The 24,908-nt window shown below is 65.4% G+C and carries 17 protein-coding genes; 3 read left to right on the top strand and 14 right to left on the bottom strand.

Annotated elements, in window-relative coordinates; genetic code table 11:
* Positions 1–3 precede the first annotated feature (3 nt).
* The 6 genes from AC0J42_RS02630 to AC0J42_RS02605 form a co-directional block, all read right to left on the bottom strand.
* On the bottom strand, positions 4–888 hold the full coding sequence (locus tag AC0J42_RS02630; protein WP_473005178.1) for a glycosyltransferase family 2 protein: 885 nt from the start codon (positions 886–888) through the stop codon (positions 4–6).
* Positions 889–970: 82 nt separating this feature from the next.
* Positions 971–1,939 carry a glycosyltransferase gene (locus AC0J42_RS02625; RefSeq protein WP_416422110.1) on the bottom strand — a complete coding sequence of 323 codons (969 nt, stop codon included), beginning with the start codon at positions 1,937–1,939 and terminating at the stop codon, positions 971–973.
* Positions 1,939–3,354, bottom strand: a complete 1,416-nt coding sequence (locus AC0J42_RS02620) for a PIG-L deacetylase family protein (RefSeq protein WP_473005177.1) — start codon at positions 3,352–3,354, stop codon at positions 1,939–1,941. Before AC0J42_RS02620 ends, AC0J42_RS02625 begins: the two co-directional genes overlap by 1 nt.
* Positions 3,351–4,247, bottom strand: coding sequence for an antimicrobial resistance protein Mig-14 (locus AC0J42_RS02615; RefSeq protein WP_416422108.1), 897 nt, complete (start codon positions 4,245–4,247; stop codon positions 3,351–3,353). The genes AC0J42_RS02620 and AC0J42_RS02615 overlap by 4 nt, the downstream gene beginning before the upstream one ends.
* Positions 4,247–5,377: a glycosyltransferase gene (locus tag AC0J42_RS02610; protein ID WP_473005176.1), complete on the bottom strand. Its 1,131-nt coding sequence runs from the start codon at positions 5,375–5,377 to the stop codon at positions 4,247–4,249. The genes AC0J42_RS02615 and AC0J42_RS02610 overlap by 1 nt, the downstream gene beginning before the upstream one ends.
* Entirely contained in the window at positions 5,361–7,118 is a 1,758-nt protein-coding gene (locus tag AC0J42_RS02605) for a carbamoyltransferase family protein (RefSeq protein ID WP_473005175.1), read from the bottom strand. The genes AC0J42_RS02610 and AC0J42_RS02605 overlap by 17 nt, the downstream gene beginning before the upstream one ends.
* Before the next feature lie 459 nt (positions 7,119–7,577).
* On the opposite strand from AC0J42_RS02605, the gene AC0J42_RS02600 reads away from it, so the two are divergent.
* Positions 7,578–9,689 (top strand): TonB-dependent receptor family protein, encoded by a 2,112-nt coding sequence (locus tag AC0J42_RS02600; protein ID WP_473005174.1) that lies wholly within the window; start codon positions 7,578–7,580, stop codon positions 9,687–9,689.
* Positions 9,690–9,766: 77 nt separating this feature from the next.
* Here AC0J42_RS02600 and AC0J42_RS02595 read toward each other — a convergent pair whose 3' ends face one another.
* The 8 genes from AC0J42_RS02595 to glnE form a co-directional block, all read right to left on the bottom strand.
* Positions 9,767–11,206, bottom strand: a complete 1,440-nt coding sequence (locus AC0J42_RS02595; RefSeq protein ID WP_473005173.1) for a lipopolysaccharide kinase InaA family protein — start codon at positions 11,204–11,206, stop codon at positions 9,767–9,769.
* Positions 11,206–11,958, bottom strand: a complete 753-nt coding sequence (locus AC0J42_RS02590; RefSeq protein WP_473005172.1) for a lipopolysaccharide kinase InaA family protein — start codon at positions 11,956–11,958, stop codon at positions 11,206–11,208. The genes AC0J42_RS02595 and AC0J42_RS02590 overlap by 1 nt, the downstream gene beginning before the upstream one ends.
* Entirely contained in the window at positions 11,955–12,689 is a 735-nt protein-coding gene (locus AC0J42_RS02585; protein ID WP_473005171.1) for a lipopolysaccharide kinase InaA family protein, read from the bottom strand. The genes AC0J42_RS02590 and AC0J42_RS02585 overlap by 4 nt, the downstream gene beginning before the upstream one ends.
* Positions 12,689–13,495, bottom strand: a complete 807-nt coding sequence (gene rfaP / locus AC0J42_RS02580) for a lipopolysaccharide core heptose(I) kinase RfaP (RefSeq protein ID WP_473005170.1) — start codon at positions 13,493–13,495, stop codon at positions 12,689–12,691. The genes AC0J42_RS02585 and rfaP overlap by 1 nt, the downstream gene beginning before the upstream one ends.
* Entirely contained in the window at positions 13,492–14,616 is a 1,125-nt protein-coding gene (locus tag AC0J42_RS02575; RefSeq protein WP_416422099.1) for a glycosyltransferase family 4 protein, read from the bottom strand. The genes rfaP and AC0J42_RS02575 overlap by 4 nt, the downstream gene beginning before the upstream one ends.
* Positions 14,616–15,677, bottom strand: a complete 1,062-nt coding sequence (waaC, locus tag AC0J42_RS02570) for a lipopolysaccharide heptosyltransferase I (RefSeq protein ID WP_473005169.1) — start codon at positions 15,675–15,677, stop codon at positions 14,616–14,618. The genes AC0J42_RS02575 and waaC overlap by 1 nt, the downstream gene beginning before the upstream one ends.
* 1 nt (position 15,678) lies before the next feature.
* Complete coding sequence (waaF, locus tag AC0J42_RS02565) at positions 15,679–16,728, bottom strand: lipopolysaccharide heptosyltransferase II (RefSeq protein ID WP_416422097.1); 1,050 nt, start codon at positions 16,726–16,728, stop codon at positions 15,679–15,681.
* A 135-nt stretch (positions 16,729–16,863) separates the two neighbouring features.
* A complete protein-coding gene (gene glnE / locus AC0J42_RS02560) occupies positions 16,864–19,803 on the bottom strand; it encodes a bifunctional [glutamate--ammonia ligase]-adenylyl-L-tyrosine phosphorylase/[glutamate--ammonia-ligase] adenylyltransferase (RefSeq protein WP_473005168.1) in 2,940 nt (979 codons plus the stop codon).
* Positions 19,804–20,183: 380 nt separating this feature from the next.
* Between glnE and aceE the strand changes: the two genes are divergently transcribed.
* Positions 20,184–22,829: a pyruvate dehydrogenase (acetyl-transferring), homodimeric type gene (gene aceE, locus AC0J42_RS02555; protein WP_416422095.1), complete on the top strand. Its 2,646-nt coding sequence runs from the start codon at positions 20,184–20,186 to the stop codon at positions 22,827–22,829.
* An 11-nt stretch (positions 22,830–22,840) separates the two neighbouring features.
* Positions 22,841–24,805, top strand: a complete 1,965-nt coding sequence (aceF, locus tag AC0J42_RS02550; protein ID WP_473005167.1) for a dihydrolipoyllysine-residue acetyltransferase — start codon at positions 22,841–22,843, stop codon at positions 24,803–24,805.
* The last annotated feature ends 103 nt before the right edge of the window (positions 24,806–24,908 follow it).

Here is a 24,908-nt window from a genome sequence, read left to right as displayed (position 1 = left end):
GCCTTATTCCTTGGAGAAACCGAATTTTGATTTGAACAGGTAGCGCCTGAAGCGCTTCCAGGTGACGCGGTCCCAGCTGCGCACCGGCAGGCTGGCGAACAGCTCGCGAGCCAGGCAGTAGTCATACCGCACCGCCTGCTTGAGCGCCTTGTTGACCACCGCCACCCGCGCACGTGCATAGGCGGGGTGGTCCTTGTAGCGGTCAATGACCTGCATGTCGTAGGTCAGCTGGCTTTTGTAGGCGGTCTTGGAGATGTTGGTGTCGTGGCGACGGTAGAGGGTCAACGCCTGCGGCAGCACGTCGATGGTGTACCCCAGGTGCGCGATTTTCAGCGTCATCTGGAAGTCCTGGATACGGATGCTCGGATCATAGCCACCCACCCGCTCGATAGCCTCACGGCGATACATGGCCACCGGCGCACCCACCGAGTACGCCTGCTCCAGCAACCGGGCGAAATCGAAGCGCTCGATGTCCACGTAGCTTGAGGCCTCGCGCTTGATTTCGGCGCCCTGGGCATCGATGAAGATGACCCGGCCGCCGACGCAGCCGACCTCGGGGTGCTGCTGCAGGTGGCTGACCTGCAGCTTCAAGCGGCCAGGCAGCATCACGTCATCGGAATCGGGGGTGATGATGAAGTCGCCCCGGGCGTGGCTCAAGGCAAGGTTCAACGCCGCGCTGACGCCCTGGTTGCTCTGTTCGTAGTACTGGAATGAGTGTGCCTGGGCCAGCGCCTTGATCTTTTCGCCGCTGCTGTCGGTAGAACCGTCATTGACCACGATCAGCTCTACATTGTCGTAGTCCTGCCGCAAGATGCTCAGCAGGCATTCCTCGATGTAGAGTTCGTGGTTGTAACAAGGAACCAGTATCGATACCAATGGCCATTTCATCTTGATGCTCAGTCCCTTACTGCTGTGGCACAGCCTTCGTCCAACGGTCCCTATCCCTGTGTCACCGCCTTGCGTAGACACCCTATCCTGACACCCATCGGCGCACCCGCAGCCAGAACTCGCCCAGGCTTCCCTCAAGACTAGATGGACGCAGCGGCGCCTGCATGGCCTCGACAATCTGCGCGCCGATACGATCGAAACCGTAGCGGCTCTCCACCAGCTCCTTGCCGTTCTGCGCGATGGCGCGCACCAGCTGCGGATTGGCGCGTAACGCTTGCAGCTTTTCCTGCAACTGGCTTACCGAGGTGTACAGCACCAGGTTGTGCATGTCGACGAAGCCCAACGCACGGTTCTCTGCCTCACCTTGATCGTAGGCCAGCAGCACGCACCCGCACGCCATCGCTTCGAAATTCTTGATCATGTACTCGCCCATGCCCACGTCGGCGCTGACGAAGAAGCGAATACGGTTCAGGGTATTCAGATAGTCGTCACCGGACTTCGTTCGGGTCACCAGCAGATTTTCACACGCGCCCAGCTCATCCAGCAGCGCCTTGCGCCCGCTGTAGGCGACGCTGCCGGTGCTGCCCACGAATGCCAATTCGATGTCACGTTCCACGCCCAGGTCACGGAGCAACGTCTGGTCATAGCCTTTTGCCACGAAGGCGGCGTCGAAGCCCTCCTGCGCAAGGCGCTGGGTGACCTGGTAGCCGGAGCTGATCACCCGCACCCAGGGAATGTTGCGGTAGTGCCGGCTGAATTTGCCGGTGTACTTGCAATCAATGTAGTTCTGGTAGGCGTCGTGCTCCAGGATCACCAGGTTGGGCACGCTGCGGATGAACGCCACTTGGCGGATCTCCTGCTTGAAACGCAGGAAAAACAGGATGCGGTCATATTGGCTGGCGTCCACCTCACGGCGGAAGTAGCCACGCAGGTCACGCTGGTCGGCGCTGTCCAGCCAGCGCAGGTCGCACTCGCAATGGTCGGCCACGGCCTGATAGAGGCGGTCCAGGATCACCCGCTGCTCTTTTTGTACCAGAAACAGGACCTTCATCATTTACTCCGCGACGGCGAACCGATCCAAAACAGCTCATGGCGGCGCACGGCCTTGCGCATGAATTCATTCTCGCCATACGGCGGCCAGCGGCGCCCGGCCAGCAGCTGCTGCAACCAGCGACGCACCTTGCGCTTGAACGGCGGCGCCGGCTGCAAGTCGTGCATCATGCCCAGGGCCATGGCCTTGTCCACCTGCACGGCGGGGGCCAGCTCCAGGCTGAGCGGCACCATAACCTGCGATGCATCAAAAAAAGGTGGAAGGCTGACACCGGCATGCGCATCGCCCATGGGCCAGCGGTCGTTGTCATGCAGGTGGTTGGCATAACCCAACAAAGTGTGCGGTTGCCACCCAGTGCCCTGCAAGGCTTCCAGCACGGCAGTTTGTGAGCAGATGTGATCCGGGTGCGGGTCGATGGCCGCATCGGGCATCACCAGCACCTCGGGGCGCGCCAGCTCGATCAGCGCGCGCAGGTCGGCCAGCAGGTTGTTCCAGCTGGGCACCCCATCATCGCCCGGCAGGGCAATGCGGTTGTATTGGCGGAACAGGCGGGTGTCGTCCAGTTGCGCCTCGCGGGACGCCACCGGCTGGTCCGGCGCGGCCTGCATGGCGGGTAGCTGCAGGCAGAAATAGCCCAGCTGCACGCAGCGCTCCTGGGCCACGCCGGCCCAGGCCGGCACGGCGATGCTGTCCCAGGCGCGCAGGCGGCCCTTGAGGCGCGCGGCGTCTGCCATGGGCAGGCCCATGGCCTGGTAGTGCTCGGCTTCGATCTCACCTGCGGTTAGGGTGACCACCCAGGTATCTGCCTGGCTGTACAGGCCGAAGGCTGCCAGTTCGGCGTCGTCGGCATGGGGAGCGACGACCATCACGCGCTGCTGGCGCAGGTCCGGGTGGCGCCACAGCCACGCCTGCGGCTCGCCTTGCAGGCGGCAATTACGCCCGCGAAGTTGCAGCTCGCCCGCCGCCAGGGCCGGGCCGAAGCTGCTCAGGTTCAGGTAGCGCAGGCCATCGACGCCACGCTCGAAGGCCTGGCGGTCAGCCTGGCCGCCACCGCTGATTTCCACCTGGGGATCGACCAAGCGCCCCAGCCAGCCGGCCTTGACCTTGACTGCCAGCACCAGCGTCTCGCTGCCGTCCAATGCCAGCGGCTCGCCCAGGCGCAGGCGGCCGTCGGCCAGGGTCACGGCCGGCTGCGTGGCGCTGTCGCCAAAGTTGTATTGGTAGTCGTCGCCAGGGGCATAGAACAGGTGGTCGGCAAACCAGGCCTCGTGAGCCACCCACGCCAGCACGGCCAGCAGCGGCGCCAGCCACCACTTCACCAGTACGCCCAGCAGGACCAACACCACCAGCCCTGCCAGCAGGGCCAGGCGCTTGTTGCGACGATGACGCTTGAGGAGCTGCTGTTTTCGGCTCAAATCTGGAATACCGGTACCGGGTTGCACCAACGATCCTTGTACTCGCGGTCAGCGCGGCCGAAGGAGAAGCGCAACGCCTTGCCAAGGGAACGGGCATCTTCCCACGCAGCCTGGGTGTTGAGGAAGCTGAGCACGCTGCCCGGGCTGAAGGCACGGGTCTGCGGGTCGACGCCGCCGTTGATGTATTCGACGCTGACCCACTCGGGCGCCTCCACCCGATAAACCAGCTGGATGGCGATGGGCGCGTCGTTGAGGAACAGCACCGAGCCGATCAGCAGCTCGCGCAACAGCTCCACCACCTCGGCCATGTGCTCGGCGCCGGTGGCCGGGAATTCCCAGCGGCGCAGGAACAGGTCGCAGTACATGGCGGCAAGTTCGCTGCTGCTGAAGTCGCTGACCGGGCGCACCACCCCGCCCGCCTCTTCCAGCAGGCGCAGCTCGCGGCGCTGGTTGTAGCGGAATTTCTTCGACAGGTCTTCGGGGGTGCGGGCCATGGCCAGCGATTCAGCCTGGGGCTTGAGCGTGGCGAAGCGGCCCTGGTTGAGTTCCGACAGGTAGCGCCCGGCATGGCGCAGCGGCGCCTGGGCGTCGCTGGCGGCGGGCAGGATCAGCTCGGCGTTGCCAAGGTCGAACAGGCCTTTCTTGCCCGCACGCTTGAGCTCGTCCTTGGACAAGGCCAGCGAGCGGCCCCAGGTAGGAATGGCCGCGCGCAACTCACCCGCCTGCTCCCAGCCCAGGTAGCGCACCGGGATCCCGGCCAAACCGGCCAGGCGCTCCACCACCAGCGGGTGGGTGGCCACGCTACCGCCAAAACGCTGCCATGCCTGTGCATAAGTGCCAGCGTCGATCTGGGTCCAGCCGCGCTCGCGCCAGCCTTGAAATCGGTTGAGCATCAAGCCTCCGCAGTAATGTCGGTGACTTGCGGCAAGCGCCAGAAAGTCTCGCGTACGGCCTGGTCCGAGAAACGCTCGGCCAGGCGTTGCAGCATAAGGTCGGCGCAAGCCTGGCGCTGTTCGCCGTCCAACGTCGACAGGTGCACCAGCGCCTGGGCCAGGTGTTCGGCGTCGCCGAAGGGGAACAGGATACCCACCCCTTCGACCACTTCCTTGGCACCGCCACAGGCCGTGGCCAGCAGCGGCACGCCGGCGGCCATGGCTTCGAGCAGCACCATGCCGAACGGCTCGTTGTCCGAACTCAAGGCAAACACGTCGAAGGCGCGGAAATAGCGCCGCGCTTCCGGCACTTGCCCCAGGAAGCGCACACGTTCGCTGATTTTCAGCTCCGCAGCCAGCTCCTTCAGGTCCTGTTCCAGGCGCCCGGTGCCCATGATCACCAGCTGTGCGCTGGCCGGCAGCGTTGGCAGCGCCTGGGCGAAGCCACGCAGCAGCGTGGCCTGGTCCTTGTCCGGGTGCAGGCGGCCGACGTTGCCGACAATCCAGGCATCGGCGTCCAGCTTCAGCGCTTCACGCGCCTGGGCCGCAGGCAGCTGGCTGGCTTGCAGCGCGGCCACGTCGATGCGGTTGTACAGGGTGCGGATGCGCCCGGTCGGCCACTTGGGCAGGCACTGGCGCATGTCGTCGCGCACCGCGTCCGACACGCCCAGGAGGCTCAGGCGCTTGCGGAACAGGTGCGCGAACAGCTTGCGCGAGCCACGCTGGTAGTCGCCGAAGGCATGGTGCACGCCGATCACCGGCAACGCGGTGGCCAGCAGGGTGATGTAGATGGGCTTGAAACGGTGGGCGATGCAGAAGCTGAAGTCGCGACTGGCGACAATCTTGCGCAAGTCGCGAATGGCGCCCAGCTTCAGGCCACGAATGGCCTTGGAACTGTATTCCATGAACAGCACTTCATCGCTGGCGCAGCCCGCCGCCACCTGCGGGTCGGCGACCCCGGTCAAAAAGACCGTGGTCACGCGATAGCCGGTACCGGCGAAGAGGCTGGCGTATTGCCGTGCGCAGTCCAGGAACGGCCCGTCATAGCCGTGGCAGAACTGCAGCACATGACGCTCAGCCGAGCGTGTCATAAGCGTTCGCGCCGTCTTTGACCACCAGGATGTCTTCCATGATCAGGTACTGCAGGTCGGAACCGAAGAACATGTTCAGGGCGTCGGTAGGCGAGCAGATCATCGGCTCGCCGCGGCGGTTGAGCGAGGTGTTCAGCGACACGCCGTTGCCGGTCAGGTTTTCCAGTGCCTTCATCATGTCGTAGTAGCGCGGGTTGTATTCGCGCTTGAGCACCTGGGCACGCGAAGTACCGTCCTCGTGCACCACTTCCGGCACGCGGGTCTTCCACTCTTCAGCCACTTCGAAGGTGAAGGTCATGAACGGCGCCGGGTGGTCGATCTTGATCATCTGCGGGGCCACGGTGTCGAGCATCGACGGGCAGAAAGGCCTCCAGCGCTCGCGGAACTTGATCTGGTGGTTGATGCGGTCGGCCACGCCCGGCACGCTTGGGCAGCCGATGATCGAACGACCACCCAGGGCACGCGGGCCGAACTCCATGCGGCCCTGGAACCAGGCCACGGGGTTGCCGTCGACCATGATCTGGGCGATCTGCTCGGGCATGTTCTCAAGCTTGCGGAACGCCGGCTTGTCCGGGTGACGGGCACAGGCGGCGATTACGTCTTCGTTGCTGTACGACGGGCCGAGGTAGACGTGTTCCATCTTCTCGACCGGCACGCCACGGGCGTGGGACACGTAGGCGGCAGCGCCCACGGCGGTGCCGGCGTCGCCGGAAGCGGGCTGCACGAACAACTCCTTCACGTCGTTGCGGGCGATGATCTTCTGGTTCAGCTTGACGTTCAGGGCGCAGCCGCCGGCGAACGCCAGCTTGCCGGTTTCCTTGAGCACGTCGCCCAGGTAGTAGTCGATCATCTGCAGCGCCAGCTTCTCGAACAGCGCCTGCATGCTGGCCGCGTAGTGGATGTACGGCTCGTCGGCGATGTCGCCTTCGCGCTTGGGCCCCAGCCACTCGATCAGTTTGGGCGAGAAGTAGAAGCCCTTGCCCTTCTCCTTGTAGCGGCGGATGCCGACGACGTTGGCGTAGTCGGTGTTGATCACCAGTTCGCCGTTCTCGAAGCTGGCCAGGCGCGAGAAGTCATACTTGCTGGCGTCGCCGTACGGCGCCATGCCCATGACCTTGAACTCGCCGTCGAGCATTTCGAAGCCCAGGAACTCGGTGATGGCGCCATACAGGCCACCCAGCGAATCCGGGTCGAAGAATTCCTTGATCTTGTGGATCTTGCCGTTCTCGCCGTAGCCGAAGAACGTGGTGGCGTACTCACCCTTGCCGTCGATACCCAGGATCGCGGTTTTTTCCTTGAAACCCGAGCAGTGGTAGGCGCTGGAGGCGTGGGCCAGGTGGTGTTCCACCGGCTCGATCTTGATTTTCTTCGGGTCGAAGCCCAGTTGCTCCAGGCACCACACGATCTTGTTGCGGTAGCGCTTGTAGCGGCGGTTGCCCATCAGCAGCGCGTCGAGGGCGCGGTCCGGTGCGTACCAGTAGCGCTTGGCGTAGTGCCAGCGGGCCTTGCCGAACAGGCTGATGGGCGCGAACGGAATCGCCACCACGTCAACGTCGGAAGGCTTGATGCCGGCCTGCTCCAGGCAGAACTTCGCCGACTCATAGGGCATGCGGTTCTTTGCATGTTTGTCACGAACGAAGCGCTCTTCTTCGGCAGCCGCGATCAGCTTGCCGTCGATGTACAGGGCTGCGGAAGGATCATGGCTAAGGGCGCCGGACAGGCCAAGAATCGTCAATGCCAAGGGTCTAGCCTCTTTCAACGGAATATATGCGCCGAGGGCCGTGGGGCTGTCGGCGGCGAAAGGGCGGGATTATAGCGCATTCACGGTGGCGGCTGCATATGGGGGCATTGCCTGGGTGTCGCGGGGCTTAGCCCTCCCACAATCGAGCGGTTTATTCCGCCCTTTTTAAGACCGCAATGCCCAACAGGGCGAGGTTCATGACCAATGCACCGCGAACTAGCATGAAGCGATCCTCCAGGTTGGGAACCCGGAGCCTAGGGTGAACCCTGCAATCGTAGGACCAAGCCCAAACCCCGTAGCAGCGGCCGCCAGGCCGCGTCCCAGGCGCTGCGGTTATCCAGACACGTCGCGCGCGGCAGACGCAGCCTGGCGGCGGCTGCTACGGGACCCGATGGGGCTTCAGAGTTGGTAAACTTGTCCGATTCAGTACATATTTTCACTTGCGGACCTTTCCCCACGATGACTTCTGCCCCACCCTTCCTGCGCCGTCGCTCCCTGCTCACCGGCCTGTTGCTGGCCAGCCCCCTGGCCCAGGCCGATGCGCCCGAGATCGTGCTCGACTCGGTGGTGGTCAGCGGCGCGCGCAGCGAAAACAGCAGCTTCGACCTGCCCTATTCGGTGGACAGCGTCAGTGCAGAGCAGATTCACGACGGGCAGCTGGGCATCAATGCCTCGGAGGTGCTGCAACGCATTCCCGGGCTGGTGGTGCAGAACCGCCAGAACTACGCCCAGGACCTGCAGATTTCCTCGCGCGGCTTTGGCGCGCGCTCGGCGTTCGGGGTGCGCGGGTTGAAGCTGATTGCCGACGGCATTCCGGCCAGCACGCCGGACGGCCAGGGCCAGGCGGCGACGTTCAACCTCGACACCGCCGAGCGCATCGAGGTGCTGCGCGGGCCGGCGGCTACGATGTACGGCAGCAACGCCGGCGGGGTCATCCAGATGTTCTCCCGTGACGGCAGCGGCGCGCCGAAGGTGGGCGCCGAGACGGTGATGGGCAGCGATGGCATGAGCAAGAACCACGTGTACGCCGAGGGCGGCATCGACGCCGACACCGGCTTCGTGCTGGACGCCTCGCGCATGGACACCGACGGCTACCGCGACCACAGCGCCGCACGCCGGGACACCACCTTCGCCAAGCTCAACCTCAAGCCCGACGAAGACAGCAAGCTGGCGCTGATCTACAGCAGCCTGGAGCAGAACGGCACCCAGGACCCACTGGGCCAGACCTGGGACGCCTACAAGGCCGACCCGCGCTCGGTGGCCGCTGCAGCGTTGAACTACAACACGCGCAAGAGCATCGACCACCAGCAACTGGGGCTGAACTACGAGCGCTACATTGGCGACGCGACGCTGCAGGTCACCAGCTACTACGGCACGCGCAGCGTGATTCAGTACCTGTCGATTCCCAAAGGCACGCCAGCGGACACCCGTGGCGGCGGCGTGGTCAACTTCGACCGCACCTTCTACGGCGGCAGCCTGCACTGGATTCAGCCGATCCTGGCCGCCCCCGGCGACCTGAAGCTCATCGCCGGCCTGGACTACGACCGCAGCCAGGACGACCGCCAGGGCTACCAGAACTACGTTGGGAGCACCCTGGGCGTGAAAGGCGCCATGGCCCGCGACGAGATCGACACCGCCACCAGCCTCGACCCCTTCGTGCAGGCCAACTGGGCCCTGGGCGACTGGACCCTGCAGGCCGGCGTCCGCCATAGCACCATGCGCATGGACGTGGACGACAAGTTCCTCAGCAACGGCGACGCCAGCGGCAGCAAGGACTACCAGCAGAACACCCCGTCGCTGAGCGTGATGTACGCCTTCACCGAGAACCTGCATGGCTACGTCAGCGCCGGCAAAGGCTTCGAAACCCCGACCCAGGCGGAAATGGCCTACGCGCCGGGTAACGTCGAGGGCTTCAACTTCAACCTCAAGCCTTCGGAAAGCCGCCAGTACGAAATCGGCCTGAAAGCCAAGGTCGGCGACAGCACCCGCATCAACGCGGCGTTGTTCCAGATCACCACCGACGACGAGCTGGTGGTGGCCGAATCCACCGACGGCCGCACCAGCTACCAGAACGCCGGCCGCACCCTGCGCCGCGGCCTGGAGCTGTCGCTGGACAGCCAGCTGACGCCCATCTGGAGCACCCAACTGGCCTACACCCACCTCAATGCCACCTATGACAGCGACTTCACCAGCGGCAGCGGCACCAGCGCCAAGCAGGTGGACAAGGGCAACTACCTGCCCGGCGTGCCCAAGGACACCCTGTTCGGCGAGTTGAAATGGCAGCCGCAGGACTGGGTCAGCACCGCGCTGGAAGGCATGTACCGCAGCAAGGTCTACGTCGAGGACACCAACCAGGACAAGGCTGCGCCCTCGTATGCGGTGTTCAACCTGCGCACACGCTTCGAACAGAAGGTCGACCACTGGACCTTCCACCAGATCGTGCGTTTGGACAACCTGCTGGACCGCCAGTACGTGGGCTCGGTGATCGTGGGCGACAGCAACAAGCGCTACTACGAGGCGGCGCCGGGGCGGTCGTGGTATGCGGGGGTGGGGTTGGAATACGGGTTTTAAGCCAATGACGCGGCCTTCGGCGGATGGCCGCCCCGCCGCTGCTACATAGATTGGCGTAGCAGCTGCCGCAGGCTGCGTCAGGGCAAACGCGGCAGGCGCTGGTCCAGCATTCGGGCCAGGGCGCTGTCCGCTGGCCAGTTGCGCAGGAAGCGCGCGCGGTCGCGGGCGTAGGCCGGGGCGAAGCTGGCCTGGCTGCTGTGCTGGCACATGGCATCGAGGTCGATCAGCGCCCAGCGGCCGCTGTCCCAGAACAGGTTGTGGCCCTTGAGGTCGCCGTGGCTAATGCGCTCGCGGGTCAGGTCGGCGAACAACTGGTCCAGGGCGGTCAGTTCGGCTTCCGGCACGGCGGCGTTATCCACATAGGGCGCGAAACGCTCGATCAGGTCGGGGCCGGCCAGGTGTTCGGTGACCAGGTAGGCGCTGCGGCGCAGCCACAGGAAGCGCTTCTCCAGCACGGCCAGCGGCTTGGGCGTGGCGATGCCCAGGAACGCCAGGCGGTTGCCCTGCACCCACGAATGCCAGGCGCGGCTGGGGCGCCAGAAGCGCTTGAGCCAGTGGGCGAAGTGCTTGATGTTGTAGCGCTTGATCACCAGCGGCCGGCCGCCCACCTGCACCTGGCCGACACTGGCAGCGCCGCCGGTCTTGTACAGGTGGCCCTGGTCCAGCAAGGCGTCGGCCTGGGCCAGCACCGGTAGCATGGCCGGCTCCTCCTCGCGACGGATGGCGCGCAGCATGAACGCCCCACGCTTGACCGCGAACAGGCTGCACTCGCGGCCCACCTTGGCCAGGAAATCCTTCAGGCGCCAGGCGCGCACCTTATCGACCTGCTTGAGCAGGGCTTCGAGCGGCAACGCGTGCTCGCCGTTGGCCAGCAGGTAATACACCAGCAGTTCTTCGATGAAGGGCTCGAACGGCTTGGGCAGTTGGGCGAAGAACACGCCCAGGTTCTGCAGCACGCGCTGGCGCGACAGCGGCTTGCCGGGCTCTTCCACGCAGATGCCGGCGCCGTCAATCAGGTACAGCTGGCCGTCGTGACGCAGCAGGTTGTCCAGGTGCAAGTCTTCCTGCCACAGGCCCTTGGCGTGCATGGCGGCGACGGCGGCCAGGGCCTCGCCCAGCACCTCGGTCTGCGCATCGGCCAGCACCGGCAGGTTTTCCACCGCTGCCCAGGCCTGGGCCAGGCTTTGTGCGCCTTCCAGGTATTCGAACAGCAGCCAGCCGCCCTCGCCGTCCTGCAGCCCTTCGGCCAGCAGTTGCGGGGTGGTCAGGCCTTGGGAGGCCAGGTGCTTGACGCCGTCGCGTTCACGCTGGAAGTGCCGCGCCGCCTTGGGCCCCACCAGCAGCTTGGCCAGCACCGTGCGGCCACGCCACACGCCGGCACCAACGTAACGCTGGCCGGGCAGCACGCGCAGCAGGCTCAGCAGTTGCAGCTCGGCGCTGCCGGCGGCGTCGGCCAGGGTCAGGCTCAGGGGCAAGGCCGGCGCACGGCCGGCCCTGGTCAGTTCGGACAGGCGCATCAGCGGCCCTCCTTGTGGCTGCGGCGGCGGGTCAGGCGTTGCAGCCAGTCCTGCACCAGCGGGCTGGCGGCGTCCTGATTCAGGTAGGCGGCCAGGAACACGCGAATGTCGGCCTCGCCCCACATGGGCGCGCGGCGCAGCAGCGGCTCCAGGTCGCGCACGCGGTCACGCCGGCCAAACAGCGCCGGGCGGGTTTTCTCCAGGTCGATCAGCTGCGCCTGGTAGCCGTGGGCACCCTGGCGCAGGAAGATGTGCTTGGGGTAGAAGCAGCCATGCACCTGGCCGGCACCGTGCAGCGTGCGCGCCAGCGTGCCGCAGGCAGCCAGGATGGCCTGGCGCCGCGAGGCCGTGGAGGCGCTCCAATCCAGCAACAGCGCGTCCAGGTCGGTCCAGCCGTCCAGCGCGCGGGTCATGAGGATGGCGCACAGGTCGCCGTCCAGCTTGCGCTGCCCGTAGTAGGCAGCCTGCAACGCAGGAATCGCCAGCTGCTGGTAGCGCCGGATGTTGCGAAACTCGCGGGAGAACGTCGGCTCGCCCAGCGGGTGGTGCAAGGTGCGGGTCAGGTAGCCACGCTGGCGCTTGAGGTAGTAGCCCTTGCCTTCCAGCTCCAGGCGGAACACCTGGCTGTAGCCACCGCGGGCGGTGTTGGGCTCGTCCACCGGGTCCAGCTGCAGGGTCCACAGCGCATCGAAACTGTCCAGGCCATGACGCTGCAGCAAACCCTGCTCGGCGTCGGCGATGAAGTCGCTCATTCGCGGCCCTCGAAAAACGTGATGATGTGACGGATGCGGCGCTTGTCCGAAGCGTTCAGGTGCTTGCGGTTGCGGTACTGCAGGTAGAAGCGCAGGCGCTGGGTGTTGGACAGCTGGTACTTGGCCACCTTGTCCAGGCAGGCCAGGTCCTTGGTGATACGGTAGCGCAGCCAGAAACTGACCCAGAACGCGCCGTTGGGGCAGTCGATGAAGAACAGCGTGTTCTTGTCGTCCACCAGCAGGTTGCGCCACTTCAGGTCGTTGTGGGTGAAGTGCTCGTCGTGCATCGCCCGCGTGGCGCGCGCCAGCTGGCGGCTGATGACATCGACCCAGGCGCGGTCTTGCAGGCGCGGGTCGTGCTGGTCGGCCAGCGCCGACATGTCCACGGTGTTGGGCAACTCGCGGGTGATCAGCGCGCCACGGTGGAAGGCCGCGCCCTTGCGCTCCAGGCCCCAGCCGACGATCTCGGCAGTGGGAATGCCCCACTTGGCGAAGCGCTTGAGGTTCTGCCACTCGGACTTCACCCGTGGCCGCCCCAGGTACCGCCGCAGGCCCTTGCCGGCGCCGGTGTAGCGCTTGACGTAGTAGTTCACGCCAGCGACGTTGACGCGGCTGACTTCCGACAGCGGGTCGCGGGTCAGGTGCTCGCCCTTGAGCGCGAACACCGCGTCCAGGGTGCCGAACTCGGCGTGCAGGTGCGCGTATTCCGGCGCCAGGTTCCAACCCGCCATCAGAGCGCATCCCCGTAGCGCAGCTTGCGCGCGTAGAGCTTCTCGGCCTTGCCTTCCAGCCAGGCCAGCAGGCGCGCTTCGTCCTTGAGGACCTGGCGCAGCGGCTGCTGGAAGTAACCGCGCAGGAAGCGCAGCTTGTCGCGGCGCGTCAGGCCGATGTCCAGCGCCGAGAAATACAGCGCGGCCAGGTCCTTGTTGCGCCAGCGGCGGGTGATGGCCGGGCGGGTCTGGGCGCGGTGCAGGTCGATCACCGACAGCTTGAAATCGTCCGGCGTCACCGGTTTGTCGGTGTGCAGCAGGAAGTGGCAGATGTAGCAGTCGCGGTGGTTGACGCCCGCGCGGTGCATCATGCCGACCATGCGCGCCACCTCGGCGATCAGCGCACGCTTGAGGCGCGGCTGCGGCGGCTCGGCGCGCCAGTTGATGCTGTAGTCTTCGAGGCTGACGGTCGGCGCCAGCTCTTCGGTGATGATGAACGAATGCTGGTCGGCCGGGTTGCTGTTGCGCTCGCCGTAAGCCACGCCGGTCATGGTCGCCACGCCCGCTTGCTGCAGGCGTTCGATGGCCTGCCATTCCTGGCCGGCGCCCAGCACCGGCAGCTTGGCGGTGACCAGGTTCTTGACGATTTCGCCCCAGCCGATACCGCGGTGGATCTTGACGAAATAGCCGCGGCCATCCACTTCGGTGCGCAGCGTGCGGCGCGCTTCCAGCTCGCGGTACACCTCGCCCTGCAAGGCCTCCACGGCCTCGAACGGGTCGCGCCCGGCCCACAGCGTCTTGAACGGCTCGGCAAGGATCAGCTTCATGAGGCGGCTCCGGCCAGGATCACGTCGGCGGCGTGCTGCGGCATGCTGTACAGGTCAGCGCTGTCGGCGAACGCCAGGCCGTTGCGGCCCCAGTCGGCGCGCGCCTGGCCATCGCTGAGCATGCGCACCAGGTACTGGTTCAATTGCGCCTGCTCGAACGGCTCGTCCAGCACCAGGCCGCAGTCGGCCTCGGCGATGTAGTGGGCGTAGCCACACACCGCCGACACCAGCACCGGCAGGCCGGCCACGGCGGCTTCCAGCAGCACGGTGCCGGTGTTTTCGTTGTAGGCCGGGTGAATCAGCAGGTCGGCGCCCAGCAGGAAGCGCGGGATATCGCTGCGCCCCTTCATGATCTCCACCTGGTCGCTGAGGCCCAGGGCGGCAGCCTGCAGCTGGAAGAACTTGGGCTCGTCCTGGCCGATGACGAACAGCCGCGTGCGCTTCTTCAGCTCCGGCGGCAGCGCCGCCAGGGCCTTGAGGCTGCGGTCCACGCCCTTGGTCTTGAAGCCCGAGCCGATCTGCACCATCAGCAGGTCGTCGGCGCCCAGCTTGAACTCGGCGCGGAACTCGGCGCGGATCTGCGCGGCGTTGGCCGGCGCCCGGCGGTCCAGGGAAATGCCCGGCGGCAGCAGGTGAAAGCGCTGCAGCGGGGTGTGGTAATGCTTGATGAACAGCGGCTGCTGCACCTCGGAAATCATCAGGATTTCGGTCTTGGCCTCGGGCGCGAACACCGCGCGCTCGAACTCGGCGAAATGCTGGTAGCGGCCCCAGAACCGGTACATGGGGTTGCGCAGGGTCTGGGCCTTGTCCTCGTAGCAGCCGTCGGCGGCGTAGTACACGTCCAGGCCCGGCAGCTTGTTGAAGCCGATCACGCGGTCGACCGGGCGCTTGGCCAGGTCCTTGTCCATCCAGGCGCTGAACTTGATGTTGCGGCGGTGGTTGGAGAACGCCTTCACCGGGCCCACCAGCACCTCGAAACCGGGCGGCACCTCGCCCTCCCAGATCAGCGTGTACACGCGAATCTGGTGCCCGCGCTTCTGGCACTCCAGGGCAATGCGCATGAAGTCGCGCTGCAGCCCGCCAAACGGGAAATACTTGTATAGAACAAACGCCAGTTGCATCAACGAAGATCCTCAGCCAGTAACAATGCGCTTAGTCGGCTCGCCACACGCTCGGGATTCAGGCGAGTGAAGCACAGGGGCCACTCGCGTTTAAGATCGAACCGACGCTGGTCTTCCGGCGTCGGCTGATAGGTACAGGTCTTGGACAGGCACGGGGCGCAGGCGAAGTCGCTGGCCAGGTGCTCCTGGTCGCGGCCATAGGCCCCGGTCAGCCCCGGGTTGGTAGGGCCAAACAGGGAAATGGTCGGCACGTCCAGCGCTGCGGCCAGGTGGCCCAGGCCGGTGTCCACTGCCACGCAGGCGCGCGCCGCCACCAGCACTTTCGCCACGCCCGCCAGGTTCAATTTGGGCAGCACCACGGCGTTTTTCAAGCCTGCGGCAATGCGCTCGGCGCGCTCATGCTCCACCGGGTTGCCCCAGGGCAGGCGCACTTCGATGCTGGCATGGCCCAGGCGCTCGGCCATTTCGCGCCAGTAGATCTCGGGCCAGTGCTTGGTGTCCCAGGTGGTGCCATGCAGGAACACCACGTAGGGCACGCGCGACTTGCCGTTGCCCAGGCGCTCGGCCGCCAGGCCGTATTCACCCGGGCCGGGGGCCAGGTCGTAGCCCAGCGCCAGGGCGAACAGCCGGCGCAGGCGCTCCACCGCGTGCTGGCCGCGGCCCACGGCCAGGCGCCGGTCGTAGAAGCGGCTGGCCAGGGATTCGCGCGCCGACTCACGGTCCAGGCCGGCGATCGGTGCTTTCACATAGCGGGTCAGCAAGGCGCTTTTCAGCAGGCCCTGGGCATCGATCACCAGGTCGTACTTGCGCTCGCCCAACGCCTGCTTGAAGCGCCGCCATTGGCCGCTCTTGATGGTTTCCCAGACGTTCTTGCGCCAGCGGCGGATGGCCACCGGAATGACTTTATCCACAGCCGGGTGCCAGGTGGGGATCTCGGCGAAGCCTTCTTCCACCACCCAGTCGAAACGGATGCCCGGGATGGCCCGGGCGGCATCGGTCAGCGCCGGCAGCGCATGGATGACATCGCCCAGGGACGAGGTCTTGATCAACAGTACCCGCAACTTAATCGACCCCGACCGTCAGTTCGACCGTGGCCGGCCCTTCCAGCTTCTGCAGGGCATCGGACACCCGTTGCGGCTCCAACAGGCGCAGGCAGTTGTAGTGGCCGAAGCGGCAGGTGCGGTCAAAGCACGGGCTGCAATCCAGGCCCAGGCGCACCACTTCCACCTGGTCGGCCAGGGGCGGCGTGAAGCCCGGCGAGGTCGAGCCGTACACCGCCACCAGCGGGCGGTTCAGCGCTGCGGCCACGTGCATCAGGCCCGAGTCGTTGGACACCACAGCGTCGGCGCAGCTCATCAGGTCGATGGCCTCGGCCAGCGAGGTCTCGCCGCTGAGGTTCACCGACTCTTCGCGCAGGCCCGGGATCAGCCGGCCGCGAATGGCCTCGCCCACCGGGTGGTCCTTCTTCGAGCCGAACAGCCACACCTGCCAGCCTTCGCGGATTTTCATCTCGGCGACCTTGGCATAGTGCTCCGACGGCCAGCGCTTGGCCTCGCCGAACTCGGCACCGGGGCACAGCACCAGTAACGGCCGGTCCAGCACCAGGCCGAACTTGGCCAGGGCCGCGTCGCGGCTGGCCGGGTCGATGCGCAAGGTGGGGCGCGGGTACGGCTTGGGCAGCTCGGCGCCTGGCTCGAAGGCCAGGGCCATGAAGCGTTCGATCATCAACGGGTACCGGGCCTTGTCCAGGCGCCGCACATCATTGAGCAGGCCATAGCGCAGCTCGCCACGCCAGCCGGTGCGCTTCGGGATGCCGGCAAAGAACGGCACCAACGCCGACTTCAGCGAGTTGGGCAGCAGGATCGCCTGGTCGTACTGCCCCTTCAGCGACTTGCCGATGGTGCGCCGCGTGGCCAGTTCCAGCGCGCCGTGGCCGAGCGGGAAGCTCAAGGCCTGGCGCACTTCGGGCATGCGTTCCAGGATCGGCCGGCTCCACTCGGGCGCCAGCACATCGATCACACAGTCGGGGTGGCGCACCTTGAGGCACTGGAACAGTGTCTGCGCCATCACCATGTCGCCGACCCAGCTGGGTCCAATGATCAGAATTTTCATGCTTTTTCCAGAAACGACCGAGGAGGCAGCAGGCCGTTGGTGTACAGCCTGGCCTCCCCGTCTTGTCTTTTGGTCAGGCGCAGATTGACCGCCTGCGCCCCTTTCAGGCCTTCCAGGCCTCCCAGCCCTGCTACATCAACTCAAGCCCATTTCGGCCCAAATGCGCAGCACTTCCCTACGCTGGGCGACAAACTGATCCCCGCCGATCACCCCGGCCTGCTTCTGCAGGGCCTGGCGGTGGGCGGCCGAGCGGTAGGCCTTGTAGGCTTCGCGCAACAGGCTCGCGTCGGTGGCGGGTATCAACCCGGCCTGCTCGAGCCCTTCCAGAATGCGGATATTATCGGTGTATTTCAGCAACGCCGGATAATCCCTGGACCACGCCAGGGCCGCGTATTGCACCATAAATTCAATATCGACGATACCACCGGCGTCCTGCTTGATATCGAACGGCGCCCCCGGCTCGAAGGCGTTGGCCCCGGTGCCGGCGGCGGTGGCCTTGGTGCCCAGGTTGTCGCGCATCTTGGCGCGCATCTCGCTGACCTCGGCGCGCAGCTTGGGCAAATCGCGCTCGCGGCCCAGCACCTGCGCGCGCACCTGCTCGAAGGCGGTGCCCACGTGCTTGCAGCCCACCAGCACCCGCGCACGCACCAGCGCCTGGTGCTCCCAGGTCCAGGCTTCGTGCTCCTGGTAACGACCGAAGGCGTTCAAGGAACTGACCAGCAAACCCGCGGCGCCAGAGGGCCGCAGGCGCATGTCCACCTCGTACAACTGCCCGGAGTTGGTCTGGGTGGTGAGCAGGTGAATGATGCGCTGGCCCAGGCGGGTGAAGAACTGCGCGCCGTCGATGGGCTTGGCGCCATCGGTCTCGGCGGTGGGGTCGCCGTCGTGGATGAACACCAGGTCCAGGTCCGAGCCGTGGCCCAGCTCGATGCCACCGACCTTGCCGTAGCCGACGATGATGAAACCCGGATCGCAGGGGCTGCCGTCGGCCCGCTGCGGCAGGCCGTGGCGCGCCACGGTCTGGCGCCAGGCCAACATGAAGACTTGTTCAAGAATGGCCTCGGCCAGCCAGGTCAGGTAATCACTGACCTTCATCAGCGGCAGGCTGCCGGCGATTTCCGAGGCGGCCACGCGCAGGCTGTGGGCCAGCTTGAAGTGGCGCAGGGCCTCCATCTGCTGCTCCAGGTCGTCCTCGGGGATGCGCGTCAGCCGCTCGCGCAGCTCGGCGGCCAGTTCCGGCGCCAGCGGCGGGTTGAACAGCCGGCCTTCGTTCAGCAGCTCGTCCAGCAACAGCGGGTAGCGGGCGATCTGCTCGGCAATCCACGGGCTGGCGGCACACAGGGTCAGCAGCCGGCGCAGGGCACCGGGGTTTTCGGTCAGCAGCACCAGGTAGGCGGAACGCCGGGCCACGGCCTCCACCAGCGGCAGCACGCGCTCCAGCACCAGGTCCGGGTTGTCGTGTTCCACGGCCTGGGCCAGCAGGCGCGGGATGAACGCGTCGAGGCGCTCGCGGCCGATGCGCTGCATGGCGCGCAGCTGCGGGCTGGCACGCAGGCCGGCCAACTGCCGCAGGGCCTTGCTGGCGTCGCTGAAACCGGCGTCCTGCAACTGCCGGCAGGCTGCCTCTTCGTCCTGCACGTCTTCCCACAGCGGCAGCCATTCGCCGCCCACGACCACCTCGCTTTCGTCGCCCTCGTCTTCATCGGGGTCGGCGATAACCTGGCGGAAGTGCCAGTCGATACGGCCGCGCCAGTGCATCAGGCGCTCGTGGAAACTGTTCCAGTCAGCGAAGCCAAGCATGAAGGCGATGCGCGCCTGGTCGGTTGCGCCGTCGGGCAGCATCTGCGTCTGGCGGTCGGCGATGGCCTGGATGGCATGCTCGGTGTAGCGCAGGAACTCGTAGCCCTCGCGCAGTTCGGCGATTACCGCAGGCGGCAGGTAACCCTGGCCTTCCAGGGTGGCCAACACCTTGAGCAACGGCCGCTGTTGCAGGCTGAGGTCGCGGCCGCCGTGGATCAGCTGGAACGCCTGGGCGATGAACTCCACCTCGCGGATGCCCCCGGCGCCCAGCTTGATGTTGTCGGCCATGCCCTTGCGCCGCACCTCCTGCTGGATCAGCTGCTTCATGGTGCGCAGCGCCTCGATGGCGGAGAAGTCCAGGTAGCGGCGGTACACGAACGGCCGCAGCATCTCCAGCAACTGCGCGCCGGCCTGCTGGTCGCCGGCCACCACCCGCGCCTTGATCATGGCGTAGCGTTCCCAGTCGCGGCCCTGGTCCTGGTAGTACTGTTCCAGGGCGTTGAAGCTCAGCACCAGGGCGCCGGCCGAGCCGTAGGGGCGCAGGCGCATGTCGACGCGGAACACGAAGCCATCGACGGTCACCGGGTCCAGCGCCTTGATCAGCCGCTGGCCCAGGCGAATGAAGAACTCCTGGTTGTCCAGCGGGCGCTTCACGCCCTCGGTCTCGCCGCCCTCGGGGTAGGCGAAGATCAGGTCGATGTCCGAGGACAGGTTCAGCTCCACTGCCCCCAGCTTGCCCATGCCCAGGATGACCATCTGCTGCACTTCGCCCGTGCGCCGCCCCTTGGGCACGCCGAACTGGTCGCAGTGACGTCTATACAACCATTTATATGCTTCATCTATTGCAGCGTCGGCCATGTCGGACAAATCGCGGCAGGTTTGCACCAGGTCGGCCTGGCGCGTCAGGTCGCGCCAGATGATGCGCACCTGCTGGCGCGCGCGCTGGCGGCGCAGCTGGCGGCCCAGTTCATCGTCACTGCTGGCGGCGGCCACGGCGGCGGCAAGCTGTGCGCGCAACTCGCCGGCGGCGAAGCTGCGGTCCAGTTCGCCGCTGGCCACCAGGTCAAGCAACAGCGTGGGCGTGGCGCTGGCCTGCTGGATGACGAAGTCGCTGGCGGCGCACACATGGTCGAACGCCTGCCAGGTCGCGGCAGGCCAATTGGCCAGCTCGCCGGCACGTTCGGTAGTGGCCACGGCGGCTTCGAAGGTCTGGCGATTGCGCGCAACAAGTTGCGTCAAAATGGCCGGCAATTGCACCGTTGTTGGCAGGCTCATGGTCTATCCTTGATCGGCGTGCGAAGGGGGTTGCACGGCACCGGGCGTTTGATTCGCGCCGGTTGGACTGTCGTACAAAAGTTAGAAATAGCTGAAAATTCGTATTTCCTGGCAGAAAGCATCGCACTCAACCTTTCGAGGACTTGTTTTTAACCCACGTTATCGATTTTTCTCACAACGGGACAGGTGGCCAAAAGCCCTCTGCCTGTAGTTTTACTACGATGGTCGCAATGTCAACGCATGAAATGACGAACGATTTGTAGTAAAACTACACGACGCCGGCACAACCCCCGGTAATCCAAGAATCTATATCGTCTGCCCACAAGGCCGTCGCAAACTCAGGCTTCGATTCTGGAAGCCTTTCCGCCCTGGAGCAAGCCATGCAAGACCTCGATCCCGTCGAAACCCAGGAATGGCTGGACGCCCTGGAGTCGGTTCTCGACAAAGAAGGCGAAGACCGCGCTCACTACCTGATGACTCGCATGGGCGAGTTGGCCACCCGCAGTGGTTCGCAACTCCCCTACGCAATCACCACGCCGTACCGCAACACCATTCCTGTCACCCACGAAGCACGCATGCCTGGCGACCTGTTCATGGAACGCCGCATTCGCTCGCTGGTGCGCTGGAACGCCATGGCAATGGTTATGCGCACGAACCTCAAGGATTCGGACCTGGGCGGTCACATCTCCAGCTTCGCTTCCAGTGCGACCCTGTATGACATCGGCTTCAACTACTTCTTCCAGGCCCCGACCGACGAGCACGGCGGCGACCTGATCTACTTCCAGGGCCACACCTCGCCAGGCGTCTACGCCCGCGCGTTCATGGAAGGCCGCATCACCGAAGACCAGATGAACAACTTCCGCCAGGAAGTGGACGGTCAGGGCCTGTCGTCCTACCCGCACCCTTGGCTGATGCCTGACTTCTGGCAGTTCCCGACTGTATCCATGGGCCTGGGCCCGATCCAGGCGATCTACCAGGCACGCTTCATGAAGTACCTGGAGCACCGCGGCTTCATCCAGCCAGGCAAGCAGAAAGTCTGGTGCTTCCTGGGCGACGGCGAGTGCGACGAGCCCGAATCCCTGGGCGCCATCTCCCTGGCCGGCCGCGAGAAGCTGGACAACCTGATCTTCGTCATCAACTGCAACCTGCAGCGCCTCGACGGCCCGGTTCGCGGCAACGGCAAGATCATCCAGGAACTGGAAGGCGTGTTCCGCGGCGCCCAGTGGAACGTTACCAAAGTCATCTGGGGCCGTTTCTGGGACCCACTGCTGGCCAAGGACGTCGACGGCATCCTGCAACGCCGCATGGACGAAGTCATCGACGGCGAGTACCAGAACTACAAGGCCAAAGACGGCGCCTTCGTACGTGAGCACTTCTTCAACACGCCTGAACTCAAGGCGATGGTTGCCGACCTGTCCGACGACGAGATCTGGAAGCTCAACCGTGGCGGCCACGACCCGTACAAGGTCTACGCGGCGTACCACGAAGCGGTCAACCACAAGGAACAACCTACCGTCATCCTGGCCAAGACCATCAAGGGTTACGGTACTGGTGCGGGCGAAGCGAAGAACACCGCGCACAACACCAAGAAGGTCGACGTCGACAGCCTGAAGCTGTTCCGTGACCGCTTCGACATCCCGGTCAAGGATGAAGAGCTGGAAAACCTGCCGTTCTTCAAGCCAGAGCCAAACAGCGCCGAGGCCCGTTACCTGGCCGACCGTCGCAACGCACTGGGCGGCTTCGTGCCACAGCGTCGCGCCAACAGCTTCAGCGTGCCGACCCCGCCTCTGGATACCCTGAAGGCTATCCTGGACGGCTCGGGCGACCGCGAAATCTCCACCACCATGGCCTTCGTGCGCATCCTGGCGCAGCTGGTCAAGGACAAGGAAATCGGCCCACGCATCGTCCCGATCATCCCGGACGAAGCCCGTACCTTCGGTATGGAAGGCATGTTCCGCCAGCTGGGCATCTACTCTTCCGTCGGCCAGCTGTACGAGCCGGTCGATAAAGACCAGGTGATGTTCTACAAGGAAGACCAGAAAGGTCAGATCCTTGAAGAAGGCATCAACGAAGCTGGCGCCATGAGCTCGTTCATCGCTGCCGGTACTTCGTACTCCAGCCACAACCAGCCAATGCTGCCGTTCTACATCTTCTACTCGATGTTCGGCTTCCAGCGTATCGGCGACCTGGCCTGGGCCGCTGGCGACAGCCGTACCCGTGGCTTCCTGATCGGCGGCACCGCCGGCCGTACCACCCTGAACGGTGAAGGCCTGCAGCACGAAGACGGTCACAGCCACATCCTGGCTGCCACCATCCCGAACTGCCGCACCTATGATCCTACCTACGGCTACGAGCTGGCGGTGATCATCCAGGACGGCATGAAGAAGATGACCGAAGAGCAGCAGGACGTCTTCTACTACATCACCGTGATGAACGAGTCCTACCAGCAGCCAGCCATGCCGGCCGGTGTCGAGGAAGGCATCGTCAAGGGCATGTACCTGCTGGAAGAAGACAAGAAAGAAGCGGCCCACCACGTACAACTGCTGGGTTCGGGCACCATCCTGCGCGAAGTCCGCGAGGCAGCGAAGATCCTGCGCGAGCAGTTCAACGTCGGCGCCGACGTGTGGAGCGTCACCAGCTTCAACGAACTGCGTCGCGACGGCCTGGCCGCCGAGCGCTTCAACCGCCTGCACCCAGGCCAGAAGCCTCGCGCCACCTACGTCGAAGAGTGCCTGACTGGCCGTAAAGGCCCGGTCATCGCCTCCACCGACTACATGAAGCTGTTTGCCGAGCAGATCCGTCAGTGGGTTCCTTCCAAGGAATTCAAAGTCCTGGGTACCGATGGCTTCGGTCGCAGCGACAGCCGCAAGAAGCTGCGTCACTTCTTCGAAGTCGACCGCCACTTCGTCGTGCTGGCTGCCCTGGAAGCCTTGGCTGATCGTGGCGACATCGAACCTAAAGTGGTGGCCGAGGCCATCGTGAAGTTCGGTATCGACCCCGAGAAACGCAACCCACTGGACTGCTGAGGAGAATTTTCGTGAGCGAGATCATTCGCGTACCTGACATCGGCAGCGGTGAGGGTGAAGTAATTGAATTGCTGGTGAAGGTCGGCGACCGCATTGAAGCCGACCAGAGCCTGCTGACCCTGGAGTCGGACAAGGCGAGCATGGAAATCCCTGCTCCCAAGGCCGGCGTGGTCAAGGCCATCAAGGTCAAGCTGGGCGACCGCCTGAAAGAAGGCGACGACGTGCTGGAGCTGGAAGTCGAGGGTGCTGCCGCAGCACCCGCGGCGCCTGCGCCTGCCGCTGCCGCCCCGGCTGCTGCGCCACAAGCCGCAGCCCCTGCGCCAGCTGCAGCACCGGCCCCGGCCGCTGCTGCCGCCAGCAAGGACGTGCACGTGCCGGACATCGGTTCGTCGGGCAAGGCCCAGATCATCGAGATCTCGGTCAAGGTCGGCGACACCGTCGAGGCTGATCAGTCGCTGATCACCCTGGAATCGGACAAGGCCAGCATGGAAATCCCGTCGCCGGAAGCCGGCGTGGTGGAAAGCATCAGCGTCAAGCTGAACGACGAAGTGGGTACCGGCGACCTGATCCTGGTGCTGAAGGTGGCGGGCGCTGCCCCAGCCGCTGCACCGGCCCAGGCGGCCGCACCTGCTGCTGCCGCTGCTCCGGCACCTGCTGCTGCACCGGCGCCAGCCGCTGCCGCCGCTGCGCCTAGCGTGCAGGACATCCACGTGCCGGACATCGGCTCGTCGGGCAAGGCCAAGATCATCGAGCTGTCGGTCAAGGTCGGCGACAACGTCGAAGTCGACCAATCGCTGATCACCCTGGAATCGGACAAGGCCAGCATGGAGATCCCGTCTCCTGCCGCAGGCGTGGTCGAGAGCATCAGCGTCAAGCTGGACGACGAAGTCGGCACCGGCGACCTGATCCTCAAGCTGAAAGTCGCTGGCGCAGCCCCTGCTGCTGCCCCTGCCCCAGCTGCCGCACCGGCCGCCGCCGCGCCTGCCGCAGCCCCGGCTGCCAAGGCCCCGGCCGCCCCAGCCCCTGCCGCTGCCGCCCCGGCTGCCGCGTCGGGCGCCAAGGTTCACGCAGGCCCGGCGGTTCGCCAGCTGGCCCGCGAGTTCGGCGTCGAGCTGAGCGCTGTCAGCGCCACTGGTCCACACGGCCGTATCCTGAAGGAAGACGTTCAGGCCTACGTGAAGTCGATCATGACCAAGGCCAAGGAAGCCCCTGCTGCAGCAGCAGGCGCTACCGGCGGCGCCGGCATCCCGCCGATCCCGGTCGTGGACTTCAGCCGCTTCGGTGAAATCGAAGAAGTGCCGATGACCCGCCTGATGCAGGCCGGTGCCACCAACCTGCACCGCAGCTGGCTGAACGTGCCGCACGTCACCCAGTTCGACCAGGCTGACATCACCGAGCTGGAAGCTTTCCGCGTCGCGCAGAAAGCCGTGGCCGAGAAGGCTGGCGTCAAGCTGACCGTGCTGCCGCTGCTGCTCAAAGCGTGCGCCCACCTGCTCAAGGAGCTGCCGGACTTCAACGCGTCCCTGGCCCCGAGCGGCAAGGCCATCATCCGCAAGAAGTACGTCAACATCGGCTTCGCGGTAGACACCCCTGAAGGCCTGCTGGTACCGGTCATCAAGAACGTCGACCAGAAGAGCCTGCTGCAACTGGCTGCCGAAGCCGCGGCCCTGGCTGAAAAAGCCCGGACCAAGAAGCTCTCGGCCGACGACATGCAGGGCGCGTGCTTCACCATCTCCAGCCTCGGCCACATTGGCGGCACCGGCTTCACGCCGATCGTCAACGCGCCGGAAGTGGCGATCCTGGGTGTGTCCAAGGCCACCATGCAGCCTGTGTGGGACGGCAAGGCCTTCCAACCCAAGCTGATGCTGCCACTGTCGCTGTCCTACGATCACCGCGTGATCAACGGCGCCGCGGCCGCGCGCTTCACCAAGCGCCTGGGCGACCTGCTGACCGACATCCGCACCATGCTGCTGTAAACCGCTGTTCGCCGCCTCCCCACGTGGGGGGCGGCCTGTTTTTTCCGAGCGCCACGCTCGTACCTCAACCCCGCCAATTTGGCGGGGCTTTTTTTTGCTTTTA

Source organism: Pseudomonas sp. Tav-5-1A, from assembly GCF_055755055.1.
Note: the sequence above shows the minus strand (reverse complement) of the source record. Positions and strands in the feature narration are given on the sequence as shown.

Excerpts from the sequence above, each read along its gene's own strand:
- AC0J42_RS02630 (WP_473005178.1), bottom strand. The coding sequence starts at position 888 with ATGAAATGGCCATTGGTATCGATACTGGTTCCTTGTTACAACCACGAA.
- waaF (WP_416422097.1), bottom strand. The coding sequence starts at position 16,728 with ATGAAAATTCTGATCATTGGACCCAGCTGGGTCGGCGACATGGTGATG.
- AC0J42_RS02590 (WP_473005172.1), bottom strand. The coding sequence starts at position 11,958 with ATGAGCGACTTCATCGCCGACGCCGAGCAGGGTTTGCTGCAGCGTCAT.
- AC0J42_RS02600 (WP_473005174.1), top strand. The coding sequence starts at position 7,578 with ATGACTTCTGCCCCACCCTTCCTGCGCCGTCGCTCCCTGCTCACCGGC.
- rfaP (WP_473005170.1), bottom strand. The coding sequence starts at position 13,495 with ATGAAGCTGATCCTTGCCGAGCCGTTCAAGACGCTGTGGGCCGGGCGC.
- AC0J42_RS02610 (WP_473005176.1), bottom strand. The coding sequence starts at position 5,377 with ATGACACGCTCGGCTGAGCGTCATGTGCTGCAGTTCTGCCACGGCTAT.
- AC0J42_RS02595 (WP_473005173.1), bottom strand. The coding sequence starts at position 11,206 with ATGCGCCTGTCCGAACTGACCAGGGCCGGCCGTGCGCCGGCCTTGCCC.
- aceE (WP_416422095.1), top strand. The coding sequence starts at position 20,184 with ATGCAAGACCTCGATCCCGTCGAAACCCAGGAATGGCTGGACGCCCTG.
- AC0J42_RS02615 (WP_416422108.1), bottom strand. The coding sequence starts at position 4,247 with ATGCTCAACCGATTTCAAGGCTGGCGCGAGCGCGGCTGGACCCAGATC.
- AC0J42_RS02585 (WP_473005171.1), bottom strand. The coding sequence starts at position 12,689 with ATGGCGGGTTGGAACCTGGCGCCGGAATACGCGCACCTGCACGCCGAG.
- glnE (WP_473005168.1), bottom strand. The coding sequence starts at position 19,803 with ATGAGCCTGCCAACAACGGTGCAATTGCCGGCCATTTTGACGCAACTT.
- AC0J42_RS02575 (WP_416422099.1), bottom strand. The coding sequence starts at position 14,616 with ATGCAACTGGCGTTTGTTCTATACAAGTATTTCCCGTTTGGCGGGCTG.
- AC0J42_RS02625 (WP_416422110.1), bottom strand. The coding sequence starts at position 1,939 with ATGAAGGTCCTGTTTCTGGTACAAAAAGAGCAGCGGGTGATCCTGGAC.